At 70.8% G+C, this 13,052-nt stretch carries 13 protein-coding genes and 1 pseudogene; 11 read left to right on the top strand and 3 right to left on the bottom strand.

The window, feature by feature from the left end:
- Nucleotides 1–1,483 (top strand): annotated as a pseudogene (locus AB0C04_RS28030) (hypothetical protein); the annotation flags it as partial.
- A gap of 136 nt (nt 1,484–1,619) precedes the next feature.
- Here AB0C04_RS28030 and AB0C04_RS28025 read toward each other — a convergent pair.
- On the bottom strand, nt 1,620–1,784 hold the full coding sequence (locus AB0C04_RS28025) for a hypothetical protein (protein ID WP_357060141.1): 165 nt from the start codon (nt 1,782–1,784) through the stop codon (nt 1,620–1,622).
- A gap of 192 nt (nt 1,785–1,976) precedes the next feature.
- Here AB0C04_RS28025 and AB0C04_RS28020 point away from each other — a divergent pair, with 192 nt between their 5' ends.
- The 5 genes from AB0C04_RS28020 (at nt 1,977) to AB0C04_RS28000 (ending at nt 6,047) form a co-directional block, all read left to right on the top strand.
- Nucleotides 1,977–2,648 carry a hypothetical protein gene (locus AB0C04_RS28020; protein ID WP_357060138.1) on the top strand — a complete coding sequence of 224 codons (672 nt, stop codon included), beginning with the start codon at nt 1,977–1,979 and terminating at the stop codon, nt 2,646–2,648.
- 177 nt (nt 2,649–2,825) lie between these two features.
- The gene (locus AB0C04_RS28015) at nt 2,826–3,374 is read left to right on the top strand and encodes a YciI family protein (protein ID WP_357060135.1); all 549 of its coding nucleotides are present in this window, start codon (nt 2,826–2,828) and stop codon (nt 3,372–3,374) included.
- Between the two features lie 126 nt (nt 3,375–3,500).
- Entirely contained in the window at nt 3,501–4,460 is a 960-nt protein-coding gene (locus tag AB0C04_RS28010; protein ID WP_357060175.1) for an ABC transporter ATP-binding protein, read from the top strand.
- 13 nt (nt 4,461–4,473) lie between these two features.
- On the top strand, nt 4,474–5,232 hold the full coding sequence (locus tag AB0C04_RS28005; protein WP_357060132.1) for an ABC transporter permease: 759 nt from the start codon (nt 4,474–4,476) through the stop codon (nt 5,230–5,232).
- The gene (locus AB0C04_RS28000) at nt 5,229–6,047 is read left to right on the top strand and encodes an ABC transporter permease (RefSeq protein WP_357060129.1); all 819 of its coding nucleotides are present in this window, start codon (nt 5,229–5,231) and stop codon (nt 6,045–6,047) included. The genes AB0C04_RS28005 and AB0C04_RS28000 overlap by 4 nt, the downstream gene beginning before the upstream one ends.
- Nucleotides 6,048–6,110: 63 nt before the next feature.
- Here the strand turns inward: AB0C04_RS28000 and AB0C04_RS27995 are convergent, their stop codons facing one another.
- Nucleotides 6,111–6,734, bottom strand: a complete 624-nt coding sequence (locus AB0C04_RS27995; protein ID WP_357060125.1) for a TetR/AcrR family transcriptional regulator — start codon at nt 6,732–6,734, stop codon at nt 6,111–6,113.
- Between the two features lie 129 nt (nt 6,735–6,863).
- On the opposite strand from AB0C04_RS27995, the gene AB0C04_RS27990 reads away from it, so the two are divergent.
- The 3 genes from AB0C04_RS27990 to AB0C04_RS27980 all read left to right on the top strand — a co-directional run bounded on the left by AB0C04_RS27990 (nt 6,864) and on the right by AB0C04_RS27980 (nt 9,560).
- The gene (locus AB0C04_RS27990) at nt 6,864–7,775 is read left to right on the top strand and encodes a TIGR03620 family F420-dependent LLM class oxidoreductase (protein WP_357060122.1); all 912 of its coding nucleotides are present in this window, start codon (nt 6,864–6,866) and stop codon (nt 7,773–7,775) included.
- 85 nt (nt 7,776–7,860) lie between these two features.
- On the top strand, nt 7,861–8,610 hold the full coding sequence (locus AB0C04_RS27985) for an SDR family oxidoreductase (protein WP_357060119.1): 750 nt from the start codon (nt 7,861–7,863) through the stop codon (nt 8,608–8,610).
- Between the two features lie 185 nt (nt 8,611–8,795).
- Nucleotides 8,796–9,560, top strand: a complete 765-nt coding sequence (locus AB0C04_RS27980; protein ID WP_357060116.1) for a DUF427 domain-containing protein — start codon at nt 8,796–8,798, stop codon at nt 9,558–9,560.
- Nucleotides 9,561–9,973: 413 nt separating this feature from the next.
- Here AB0C04_RS27980 and AB0C04_RS27975 read toward each other — a convergent pair whose 3' ends face one another.
- Nucleotides 9,974–10,927: a methyltransferase gene (locus AB0C04_RS27975; RefSeq protein WP_357060113.1), complete on the bottom strand. Its 954-nt coding sequence runs from the start codon at nt 10,925–10,927 to the stop codon at nt 9,974–9,976.
- A 320-nt stretch (nt 10,928–11,247) separates the two neighbouring features.
- On the opposite strand from AB0C04_RS27975, the gene AB0C04_RS27970 reads away from it, so the two are divergent.
- Together AB0C04_RS27970 and AB0C04_RS27965 are read left to right on the top strand one after the other, a co-directional pair.
- The gene (locus AB0C04_RS27970; RefSeq protein ID WP_357060110.1) at nt 11,248–12,228 is read left to right on the top strand and encodes an ATP-binding cassette domain-containing protein; all 981 of its coding nucleotides are present in this window, start codon (nt 11,248–11,250) and stop codon (nt 12,226–12,228) included.
- Entirely contained in the window at nt 12,225–13,052 is an 828-nt protein-coding gene (locus AB0C04_RS27965) for an ABC transporter permease (protein ID WP_357060107.1), read from the top strand. The genes AB0C04_RS27970 and AB0C04_RS27965 overlap by 4 nt, the downstream gene beginning before the upstream one ends.

Here is a 13,052-nt window from a genome sequence, read left to right as displayed (position 1 = left end):
CAGCCAGCAACAGGCCGACCTCAAGCCCGATCACGGAGGCGTCGTGCGTCAGGCCGTCGAATCCCACCACGACCTGGGCCGCGAAGCGGGTGACGCACCGGTGGCGCCGCTGGCCGCGACCGCCAGCAACGTGCACATCTTCTACTACTCCTGGTACGGCAACCCCAGCGTCGCCGGCAGCTACCGGCACTGGCCGCAGGGCGGCCACACCCCGCCGCAGGACATCGGCGCGAACTTCTACCCGACGCTCGGCGCGTACGACTCCGGTGACCCGGCCGCCGTGCGTCGGCACATGGCGTGGATCCGCGACGCCGGTGTCGGCGTGCTCGTCCACAGCTGGTGGGGCCAGGGCTCCTACGAGGACAACCTGACCCCGACCGTGCTCGACGCCGCGGCCGCGTACGGCCTGCGGGTCGCCTGGCACCTGGAGCCGTACGCGGGCCGAACCGCCGCCTCGACCGTGGCCGACATCAACTACCTGCACAACCGCTACGGCAGCCACCCGGCGTTCCACCGGGACGCGGCGCACGGCAACCGGGCCCCGTTCTACGTCTTCGAGAGCCTGCGGATCGCCGACTGGTCGCCGCTGGCGCAGGTCCGCGACACCAGCATCGTGCTGGCCCAGACCACCGACACCACCAAGGTCGCCCACTTCGGCGGGATGTACACCTACGACGGGATCGCCGGGGCGACCGCGCCCGGCTGGGCGTCCGCCAGCGCCTTCTGCTGGGCCAACGGCCTGGTCTGGGCCCCCTCGGTGGCCCCCGGCTATCTCGACGACCGGGCGGTGCCGGGCAACACCACTCCCACCGTCGACCGGGCCAACGGAGCGATGTACGACCAGCAGTGGTCCAACGCGTTGAGCCCGTCGCACGGCGGCCCGCCCACCTGGGTCTCCATCACCTCGTTCAACGAGTGGCACGAGGGCTCGACGATCGAGCCGGCGAGCGCGAACCCGCCGGCAGGGCACGGCTACCTGACCTACTCGGGCGCGTACGGCCGGACCGGCGCCGCCGCCGAGACCGCCTACCTGGACCGCACCCGGTACTGGGTCAACCGGTTCGATCCCTCCGTCGACCCGGCGCCGAACCCGGACCGGCCGGTGAGCCTGCGGTCGCACGCCAACGGCCGGTACGTCAGCGCCGCCGGCACCGCCCCGCTGGTCGCCAGCCAGCCGGCGGTCGGCCCGACCGAGCAGTTCGACCTCGCCGATCTCGGCGGCGGCACGGTGGCGCTGCGCGCCCGCGGCAACGGTCGCTACGTGGCCGCGGAGAACGCCGGAGCGGCTCCGCTGGTCGCCAACCGGGCGGCGGTGGGGCTGTGGGAGACGTTCCACCTGGTACGCAACGGCGACGGCAGCGTGAGCCTGCGCGCCGCGGTGAACGACCGGTACGTGGCGGCGGAGAACGCCGGGGCCGCGCCGCTGGTCGCCAACCGGACCGCGATCGGGCCCTGGGAACGGTTCGACCTGGTCGGCGGCTGACGGCCGCCCGGGCGTGGCGCACGTGGTTCTCGGGGCCGTGCCGGCCGACGGTGCCGGGTGCCAACGCCTGAGCCACGACAGGCTCCGGCCCGGCGGATTCCGCCGGGCCGGAGCGTGGGTCGGAGCGGTCAGATCCTCAGTGCGCCCAGCCGGCGGCGTGCATCGCGTTGTGGAACCAGCCGTCCGAGTGCATCAGCCCGAACTCGTCGTCCATTGTCGCCCCGGGAAGCTGGGCAAGGTTGGCGATGACGACCGGCCGAACGTCCATGGTGGAGGCCGGCTGATTCGGTAGCTGGGCCATGACGCTCCCTGAGAGTCCGCTCGACGTCGAACGAGCGCGGGCCCCTGACACGCTTCCTCCCGCTGCCTAGGCGCGGCCCGCAAGCCCGCCGGCGGTCCGGCGGCCGGGTGTCGGCAATCCGTCGTTGTCCCCCAGCGGAGCCGCTCCGTAACGTCGCGGCTACAGATCGCCGCCACGCGGAAGGGCCCCCTCGTGACCGAACTCGTCGCCGCGCAACTCGTCGTGAACAGCAGGATGCTCTACTTCGGCTGGACTCCGGCCGACCCCGAGGCCGTGTCCGCCCTCGTTCCCGAGGGACTCACTCCGGCCCCGAACCGCCAGGTCTTCATGAACCAGTACGTCGTCGACGACGCGACGCAGACCTCCGGCTTCGGCGCCTACTCGCTGACGTATCTCGGGCCCGATCTGTCCGGGGTGGACGCTCCGGACGGGGTGACCCCGGGCCGCTGGTGGACGCACTACTTCAACTCGAGTCCCGCCGTCCGCGCCTACGCCGCCACACGAGGCGTACCCGCCACGGTGGGAACCACCACCATCGAGCTGAGGGGCAACCGGCTGGTCGCCACCACCGAGTCCGACGGCGTACCCGTGATCAGGACGACGGCCCGTGTCGGTCGTACCGGCGACGCCGTGAACCGGGGACAGCTGCGCTACCTGACCCACCTGGACGGCGAGCTGCTCAGCGGCAACTATCCCTTCGTGGCCGAGCCGGTCGACCCCTTCGAGGTCGAGTCGCTGGAGTTCCTCGAGCCCGATCACCCGGTGTACGCGCTGCGCCCGGCCGAACCGCTGGACGTCACGTGGGGCTTCTACTCACCGCGCGCGTCGTTCGCCTACCCCGGTGGCGAGTCGGTACTCGGCTGAACGACTCCGAGCGCCGCTCGTCACCTGCCACCGCCCCACCAGCACGGCCCGGTCTTCGGTCGGGCCGTTGAGCTGGACGTCCTCCGCCGGCCGCTCGACGGCCGCCTGCCACGCGCCGAGCGATGACGAACGCCACCCACCTGCGCGGCTTTCCGGCACGGGAGTCAAGACTGGGGCATGGAGTTCTTCTGCTACCACCGCGACCGGCACGGCTCCGCGGCACTCCGTGACGAGCTGCGGGAAGAGCACTGGTCCTACATGGACCGCTTCGCGGCGGAGATGATCGCCCGTGGCCCGACCCTCGCCGACGACGGCACGCCCACCGGCAGTGTGCACATCGTCGACCTGCCTGATCCCGCCGCCGCCCGGGCGTTCGCCTTCGACGAGCCCAACTACCAGGCCGGCGCGTACCGGGACGTGCTGCTGCGCCGGTGGCGTAACAGGCTGGGGCGCACGATGTGGGACTTCCCCGCGGGTCGGACCGGCGGCAACCGGTACCTGGTGCTCGGTCTCGGCACGGGGCAGGCCGCCGACCTGGCCATGCCGTCGGACCGCGACGGGCTGATCGCGTACGGACCGTTGCTGTCCGACGACGGCGACAGCTGGCTGGGTACGGCGGCGTTGGTCCGGGCGTCGGATCCGGACGAGGCACGCGCGGTCCTGACCCCGGACCGGTACCCCGACATCGAGGTGCACAACTGGATGTTCGGCGGCCGGCCGTCCTGACCCGACCGGCTCCGGCCCCGGGTCCGCGAAAACCCAAGGATGGCGGTTCAAAAATTGCAAGCTCTTGTTAAGAACTTGCAAGGGCTCATTGATTTTCCGTAGGCTGCTCGCGTGACCGAACTCCCCCTGGTCGAGGCGAGGAACCTAACCAAGATCTATCCATCGCGGGGCTCCACTGCGGAGTTCCGCGCCGTCGACGGCATCGACTTCGAACTCCAGCGGGGCGAGGCCTTCGGACTTCTCGGGCCCAACGGCGCCGGCAAGTCCACCACCATGCGCATGATCGCCGCGACGTCGCCGATCAGTGGTGGCAGTCTGCGGGTGCTGGGCATGGACCCGATGAGGCAGGGCCCGCAGATCCGCGCCCGACTGGGCGTCGTGGCGCAGGACGACTGCCTCGACAACGAACTCACCGTGCGGGAGAACCTGCACATCTACGGGCGATACTTCAGCCTGCCGCGCGCCGTCATTCGCGAGCGCGCGACCCGGCTGCTGGACTTCGCTCACCTGCAGGAGCGGTCAGGCGACCAGGTCGAGACGCTCTCCGGCGGCATGCGCCGGCGGCTGACCATCGCCCGTTCCCTGATCAACGAACCCGACATCCTGCTGCTCGACGAGCCGACAACCGGCCTCGACCCGCAGGCCCGGCACGTCCTGTGGGACCGGCTCTTCCGGCTCAAGCAGGAGGGCGTCACGCTCGTTCTCACCACGCACTACATGGACGAGGCCGAGCAGCTCTGCGATCGGCTCATCGTCGTCGACCACGGCCGGATCGTCGCGCAGGGCTCCCCTCGCGAGCTGATCGCCCGGTACGCCACCAGGGAGGTTCTCGAACTCCGTTTCCACCTCGACGAGCGGGACACCGCGGCGGAGAAGCTCCGCACGTCGGCGCTGGCCACCGGCGGCAGCGACACCGACGGACGCGTCGAGCTGCTCCCCGACCGGGTGCTGGTCTACGCCGCCGACGGGGAGGCGGCCCTGGCCGCGGTGCACGCCATGTCGATCACCCCGCTCACCGCGCTGGTCCGCCGCTCGACCTTGGAGGACGTGTTCCTCCGGCTCACCGGCCGATCGCTCATCGAGTAGCAGGAGACCACTGGTGCTTCGCGCATTCGGATACTGGATCATGCTCTATCGGCGCACCTGGCGTGGCTCGATCGTGATCAGTGTGCTGAACCCGTTGCTGTTCCTCATCGGCATCGGCGCGGGCCTGGGTGCTCTCGTCGACGACAACGCTCCGGCGCAGATCGCCGGCGTCTCCTATGCGGCCTTCTTCGCGCCGGGCATGCTGGCCGCGGCCGCGATGCAGAGCGCTTTTCTGGAGGGGTCCGCCGGAGTCGCCCGAGCCGCGACCTTCGGGGCCTACCGAGGGGCCACCCCGACACCGCTCGAACCGGAGCAGCTCGCCGCCGGGCACCTGCTCTTCATCGCGTTCCGGGTGCTCACCGCCAGCGGTGCGTTCATCGCGGTCATGGCCGCATTCGGACTGATCAGGGGCTGGTGGGTTCTCGGGGCCCTGCTCGGGGCGACGCTGACGGGGGTCGCGTTCGCGGCGCCCGCCGCCGCGTGGGCGGTCGGCGTGCGCAAGCTGCGTCACGTCGACACGGTGTTCCGCTTCGTCATCATGCCGCTCTACATGTTCTCCGGCACCTTCTTCGCGGTCTCGCAACTGCCGGAGTGGATCCGGCCGCTGTCCTACGTGTTGCCGCTGTGGCATGGAGTGGAGCTGTGTCGGACCCTCAGCCTCGGCACTGCGACGATCACCGGCAGCTCGGTCCACATCGCCTACCTGCTGGTCCTGGCCATCGGCGGGTTCCTGGTCGCTCGGATCACCTACCGCCGGAGGTTGCACGGATGACGGCCGACGTCCAGCGCGCCGCGGAGTCACCGATGACCACCGTCACCGCGCCCGGGTGGGCGGTGCGCCGGTCCCTGGCGCTTATCGAACGCAACTTCATGATCTATCGCCGGTCGGTCACGCCGCTGCTCAACGCGCTCGTCGAACCGATCCTGTACCTGCTGTCGATCGGTGTCGGCGTCGGGTTGCTGGTGGGCACGGTGCCCGGGGTCGATGTCCCCTACGCCGTCTACGTGGCCCCGGCGATCCTGGCCACGACCGCGATGAACACGGCGTTCAACCAGACCAGCTTCGGCGTCTTCGTCCGGATGAAGGTGGAGAAGACCTACGAGGCGATCCTGCCGACGCCGCTGTCCGTCACCGACATCGCGGTCGGTGAGGTCACCAGCGCGATGATCAACGCGTTGCTGACGTCGATCGGATTCCTGGCCGTCATGGCGATCGGTGGGCTGATCACCTCGGCCTGGGTGCTGCTCGCGCTACCGGCGTCGGTGCTGGTCGCGTACGCGTTCGCCGCCGGCGGACTGGCTGTCACGACCTACCTGCGCGACTTCCCCGACTTCCAGTACATCCAGCTCTTCATGCTGCCGATGTTCCTGTTCGCGACCACGTTCTACCCGCTGTCGGTCTACCCGGAGGCGGTACAGCCGCTGGTCCGGGCCCTGCCGCTCTATCACAGCATCGAGCTGGTACGCGAGCCGGCGCTGGGACACCTCGGCTGGGACCTGCTGATCCCGGTGGTCTATCTCGTCGCCTTCGGTTCGATCGCACTGCTCATCGCCACCCGGCGGATGACCCGGGCGATGCTGCGCTGACAGCGCACGCTCGTCCAGCGCGGCAGCTGGAGGTGTCAACCGGACCGGAGGCGGCCCGAGCTTCTACCGGATGCGGGCGGCAGGGGCTCGGTATGCCGCGGCGGTGAAGGCGTGCAGGGCTATCTCGGCCGACTGCTCCAGTTGGCTGCGCTGCGCGCCGGCCGCCGCGTGGACGGCGTGGCCTTCGGTGACGACGCTGAGGAAGCGGGCCAACGCGGCGGCGTCGACGTCCGGCGGGAGATCGCCCTCGTCGACGGCGCGGGCGAATCGGGCGGCCAGGGCCTGTTCACCGGCCAGCCGGCTGGCCGCCAGGAACTCGGAGATGGCCGCGTTCTCGGTGCCGCAGGCGGTGCCGCCCTGAACGGAGAGGCATCCCGCGGGACGGTCAGGCCGGGTCAGTGCCACCACGTTCTCCCGTAGCAGGACCGCCGCCACCTCGTGGGCCGTCGGCTGATCCAGCGCGTCGCGCGCGTAGGCCATCTCGACGTCCGCGTACCGGGCGACCACCTTGCGAAACAGGCCCTCCTTGTTGCCGTAGGCGGCGTAGAGGCTGGGCTTGTTGATACCCATGGCCGCGGTGAGGTCGGTCAGCGAGGCGCCCTCGTAGCCGTGCCGCCAGAACACCTCCATCGCCCGGTCCAGGGCCTGTTCGGTGTCGAATCCGCGCGGTCGTCCGGTTTGCGTCACGTCGTGCACCCCCTCCTGGCACCAACGATACCGCCGCTCCAACCGATCGGTACAGAAGTTTGGGGATGGGCGGAGGACCCTGCTACGTTGTTTTGTACTGAGCGGTACAGAACCACGAAGGGGGTCGAGATGGACAACGTGAAACGCAGCCTCGGCACGGTCGGGATCTGGAGCATGGAACTGCGCGGAGCAGCCCGGCCCGAGGTCCGCGAGGCCGCCGCCGAGCTGGACCAGCTCGGCTTTCCCGCGCTCTGGATCCCCGGCCTGGACGGCCGGGGCGCGTTGGACGACGTCCAGCACCTGCTGATCGCCGCGCCACGCGCCACCGTCGCCCTCGGTGTGCTGTCGATGTGGGATCAGGACCCGGACAGGTTGGGCGACCGCTGGTCCGCGCTGGACGCCGCGTACGGACCCCGCGCCCTCCTGGGCCTCGGGGTCAGCAACGCCCATTCCGCTGCCAACGCCGGCCAGGTCTACGGCAGGCCAACCGTGTCGATGAGCCGTTTTCTCGATGGCCTCGACGCCGCACCCCGTCCGATTCCGGCCAACCGGCGTCTCCTCGGCGCGCTGGGGCCGAAGATGGCCGATCTCGCCACCGCACGGACGTCCGGCTGGCACCCGTTCCTGGTGACTCCCGAGTACTCGGCGGTGCAGCGGGCGCGGGTGGGCGAAGCCCCGCTGATAGCTCCGCACCTGGCGGTGGTCCTGGACCGCGACCCCACCCGGGCGAGAGCGGCCGCCCGGGCCGGTGTCGGGATGTTCATCGGATTCCCGGCCTACCGATCCAACCTGGCCCGCCTGGGTTTCGGCGAGGAGGACCTGATTCCGGGCGGCAGTGACCGGCTCATCGACGCTTTGGTCGCCTGGGGAGACCTCGACGACGTCGCCGAGCGGATCCAGGCCCACCTGGACGCGGGCGCCGACCACGTCACCCTGCACGTCCTGCGGCCCGACGCCGACGACGGCGCCGACCTGCCGCGGCGGCAGTGGCGGGAGCTCGCCACGCTGCTGCCCCGCTTCACTCCTCGCACCGCGCACTGACCAACCCCGCTGACCCGCGTGCCGAACACCGGATCAGTGACGTACCAACCCATCCCGCAGCACGGATCCTGAAGGAGCACCACACATGGCACAGCTCAACGGCAAGACCGCCCTCGTCACCGGTGGCACCACCGGCATCGGCCTGGCCGCGGCCCGCCGCTTCGCGGCCGAAGGCGCGCACGTCTTCATCACCGGGCGCCGCCAGCAGCAGCTGGACGAGGCCATCGCGGCCATCGGCCTCGGTGTCACCGGAATCCGCGGTGACGTGAGCAACCTCGACGACCTCGACCGCGTCGTCGACGCGATCACCGCCCGCGGCGCGGGTCTGGACGTGCTGTTCGCCAACGCCGGCGGCGGCGAATTCGCACCCCTGGGCAGCATCACCGTCAAGCACTACACGGACATCTTCGACAGCAACGTGCGAGGCACCGCGTTCACCGTCCAGAAGGCCCTGCCGGTGCTGAACGACGGCGCTTCGGTGATCCTGTCCGGCTCGACCGCGGCAACGAAGGGCACCCCGGCATTCGGTGTCTACGCCGCCTCCAAGGCCGCCATCCGCTCGTTCGGTCGTACCTGGGCCGCCGAGCTGACCGGCCGCGGGATCCGGGTGAACACCCTCATCCCGGGCCCGACCGAGACTCCGGGTATCGCCGGGCTGGCCGCCAGCCCGGAGGAGGCCGCCGGTCTGCTGCAGATGCTCGCCGCCACTGTGCCGATGGGGCGGATGGGCCAGCCGGAGGAGATCGCCAACGCCGCGCTGTTCCTCGCGTCCGACCAGAGCAGCTTCATGACCGGCGGCGAGATCTTCGTCGACGGCGGCGCGAACCAGGTCTGACCGCACCGGTGTCCGGAGCCGTCGCGGCGGCTCCGGACACGGGGACCGAGGTACGGCCGTCCGATCCTCGACGACGAGACGTCGGCAGCTTCCACAACGCGCCGGCCGCCCCGCCGAGACACCCGGGCCCTCCTGATCGTTGAGCCAGTACCCCAGACCGGGGCCGCGGCGAACTGGAGGACAACGTGCCGGACTATCCGAAGGCGATCGGCCCGGACGACCGTGTGGAGCCGGTGCCCCGTCGGATCCGCGCATACCTGGCCGGTGAGCTGGTGCTGGACACCAGGCGGGCGCAGTACGTGTGGGAATGGCCGTACTACCCCCAGTACTACATCCCGCTCGCCGACGTGAACCGTGACCTGTTGGTCGACGAGCATCGCACCGAGCAGATCCGCTGCGGGACCGGACGGGTGCACGGGCTGCGGGTCGGCGAGGCGTCCCGTCCCTCGTCCGCGCGGCACTACGGGAAAGACGCGCTGCCCGGCCTGGCGGACACCGTCCGGTTCGAGTGGGCCGCCATGGACAGCTGGTTCGAAGAGGACGAAGAGGTCTTCGTGCACCCCCGCAACCCGTACGCCCGGGTGGACGCGCTGCGCTCCACCCGCCGCGTACGGGTGGAACTCGACGGGGTCGTGCTGGCCGAGTCGGCGTCGCCGGTGCTGGTCTTCGAGACGGGCCTGCCCACCCGCTACTACCTCAACCGGACCGAGGTGAACTTCGGGCACCTCGTGCCGTCGGAGACGAGGAGCGCCTGCCCGTACAAGGGCCGGACCAGCCGCTACTGGTCGGTGCGCGTCGCCGGCACGGTCCACCCCGACCTGGCCTGGTCGTACGAATTCCCCACCGGTGCGCTGCTGCCGATCGCCGGGCTGGTCGCCTTCTACAACGAGAAGGTCGACCTGATCGTGGACGGGGAGGCACTCCCCCGGCCGAAGACGCACTTCTCCTGAGGCCCGACCCGACGCAGTCGGGCTCGCGGACGCCGGCAACCCGGTCCGGGCGCGGCGTGAGAAAGTGACGGCGCGCCTTCAGCAACGAGCGTAGTGGCCGACAAGGGCTTCGGTGATCGCCAGGTTCCACTGGAACGTCTCCTCGCGCGCGGCGGGCCACCGAACCACGTGGCAGGCTGCACAGGCAGTGGCACGGCGGGTGGCACTGGAGGCGCCACGGCTCGCACGACGGCCGGCACCCCCGCAGGGTCGAACGGGTGGCGCGCTGGGTCGACCTCAGCCCAACCGAGCAGGGGGTGTCCGCGCCGAGGCGCGGAGTTGTCGCTCGCCATCGGTCATATCCTATGTGCGGGCGGACAACGCCACGGGCAGGCGCCACCCCGGCTGATGCCGCTCGGCCGCCGATGGGTGTCCTACGTCCGCGCCCCGGCCGGCTCGGCGACGATGAGCCCGGCCGGCGCGGCCAGCGGCAGGTGGGCCACCTGCCGCCAACCGGTCGCGTCGAGCCACTGTGCCGCCTCGCCCGCCTCGTAGGTGTCGCCGCCACTGATCATGAGGAACTCTCCGCCGCCGAGGCGGGTCGCCGGATGGGGCGCCGACGGGTCGCGCCACCAGTCGACCAGCAGCAGCCGGCCCTCCGGTGCGACCGCATCCCGCAGCCGGGTCAGCAACTCGGTGTTGCGCTCCGGGGAGAACAGGTGCAGGAAGTTGGCCACGATCAGCACGTCGTGCCCGGCGGGCAGGGCGTCGACGAAGACGTCCGCGCCGACCAGGTCGAGCCGGTCGGCGAAGGCGTCGGCGGCGAGCTGCTCTCGGGCGACGGTCACCACTTCGGGCAGGTCGAGCAGGGTCGCGGTGAGTTGTGGATGAGCGCCCAGGATCGGCTTGACGAAGGTGCCGATGCCGCCACCGATGTCGAGCACCCGGCGGTGCGGGCCGAAGTCGTACGCCTCGGCCAGGTCGACGGCAGTCTCCGCGGTCACCAGGGCCACCGACGACTCGTACGCCTGGACCTGCGCTTCGGTGAGGTCGCCCCGGACGCCCTGCCGGGTGCGGAACACGGTGGAAGCCCGGGCCCAGGCCGAATAGCTGACCGTGTCCCAGTAGGTCAGCATGGGTCGCATGTCGAGTGGCCCTCGGCCGGCGAGGAACGCCTCGGTGTCGGCGGCGTTGCGGTAGCACTCGCCGTCGTGTTCGAGCAGGCCGGTGGCGACGAGCAGGTCGGCGAGCGCACGGGCGCTGCGCGCCGGGATTCCGCAGCGTTCGGCGATGCTCGACGCGGTCGCTCCCCCGGGGGGTACGGCGGCGAAGAGGCCGACCTCGGCGGCGACGAAGAGCGCCTTGGCGGTCATGAAGCCGGAGGCCACGCCGGTGATCCGCGCGGGATTCAGTGGCGGTGCCGGGTCTGCGCCCTCCGGCTCCGACCCGCGAGGCGGTGGTGCGAACACACGCTGGATCTGCTGGTCGGCCACCGATCCCCCCGAAGATCGCTATTCATCTATTTACCCGCCCCATGCTACGGCCAGGCCCGTCGGGCCGGCCACCCCGTCCAGGACTCGCGCCCGGCGCCGGGCGTGGCGGAGTCATGGGCGCCCGAGCCGCCGATTCCGCCGTCGTCAGGGCGTGTCGGTGCAGGTGTCGGTGGCGTGTCGGGGCGATGTCAGGCGACCGGCGCACGCTCTGAGGCATGACAGCTGACCTGGTGATCGAGGCCGAGGGCCTCGTCAAGAACTTCGGGAAGACGAGGGCGCTACAGGGCGTGGACCTCGCCGTGCCCCGAGGGACGGTACTCGGGGTGCTCGGCCCCAACGGCGCCGGTAAGACCACCGCCGTGCGCATCCTCTCCACGCTGCTGAGCCCGGACGGCGGCACCGCCCGGATCAGCGGCTTCGACGTCGTCCGCGAAGCCGAGCGGGTCCGGCAGAGCATCGGCCTCACCGGTCAGTACGCCTCCGTCGACGAGGACCTGACCGGGCGGCAGAACCTGGAACTGTTCGGCACCCTCCTGGAGCTGGGGCGCGTCGGCTCCCGACGACGGGCCGCCGAACTGCTCGACTGGTTCGACCTGGCCGACGCCGCCGACCGGCAGGCCAAGACCTACTCCGGCGGCATGCGGCGCCGGTTGGACCTGGCCGCCAGCCTGGTCGGCTCGCCGGATGTGATCTTCCTGGACGAGCCGACGACCGGGCTCGACCCGGCCAAGCGCGAAGACATGTGGGACGTCGTCCGGTCGCTGGTCACGAACGGGTCGACCGTCCTGCTCACCACGCAGTACCTGGAGGAGGCCGACGCGCTCGCGGACGCGATCACGGTGATCGACCACGGCCGGGTCATCGCGCACGACACACCCGAGGGGCTCAAACGGGTCGTCGGCGGCCAGACGCTCGAGGTCCGGCCGTCCGACCCCGCGCAGCTGTCCCGGACCGCGGCGATCCTGTCCGAGGTCAGCTCCGGCGCGCAGGCCGACGAGATCCGCAAGGGCGTGCTCGCGGTACCGGTCACCGACGACGCGGCGCTGACCGAGAGCGTCTCGCGGTTCGCCGCCGCCGGCATCACGGTCACCGAACTCTCCCTGCACCTGCCGAGCCTCGACGAGGTGTTCTTCACCCTCACCGGGCGTACGGCATCCGAGGACGACACCACCAACCGCACGGAGGTCGCGGCATGAGCACCCTGGTCGGCGCACCACCCACGGCGAGCCCCGCGCTCTCGACGGCCGCCCCGAATCCACGACCCTTCCGGCTGGTCCGGCACTCGCTGGCGCTCGCCAAACGCAGCCTCATCAAGACCTGGCGTACGCCCGAGGCGCTGATCGACGTCACACTGCAGCCGGTGCTGTTCCTCGTCATCTTCGTGTACATCTTCGGCGGCGCGGTCGCCGGATCGACCCACGACTACCTGCAGTTCCTGTTGCCCGGCATCCTGGCGCAGACCATCGCCACCGGCGCCATCGCGATCGGCGTCAACCTCAACACCGACATCGCCAAGGGCATCTTCGACCGGTTCCGGTCGCTGCCGATCCCCCGCTCCGCACCACTGGTCGGCGCGGTCCTGGGCGACGTCGTCCGGTACGTGATCGTCACGGTCTCCACCCTCGCGATCGGCTACCTGCTCGGGTTCCGGATCGACACCGACCCGCTCCGGGCGATCGCCGGCTGCCTGCTCGCGGTGCTGTTCGCGCTCTGCCTGAGCTGGCTGCCGGTCTTCGTGTCGATGAAGGTGCGCACCCCGGGCGCCGTGCAGGGCCTGATGTTCGCGCTGATCATGCCGCTGAGCTTCGCGTCGAACGTGTTCGTCAGCGCCGACACCCTGCCCGGCTGGATGCAGGCCTTCGTGGACGTCAACCCGATGACCCACCTGGTGGCGGCGGCGCGCGGGCTGTTCCTCGGCACACCGCTCGGCTCGCACGTGTGGTGGACGCTCGCCTGGTGCGCCGGCTTCGTGGTGGTGTTCATGCCGCTGGCGCTGCGCGCGTACCGCAAGAAGATCTGA

The organism is Micromonospora sp. NPDC048909 (assembly GCF_040649635.1).
Lineage (GTDB): Bacteria > Actinomycetota > Actinomycetes > Mycobacteriales > Micromonosporaceae > Micromonospora.
This window is presented reverse-complemented; position numbering and strand designations above follow the sequence as displayed.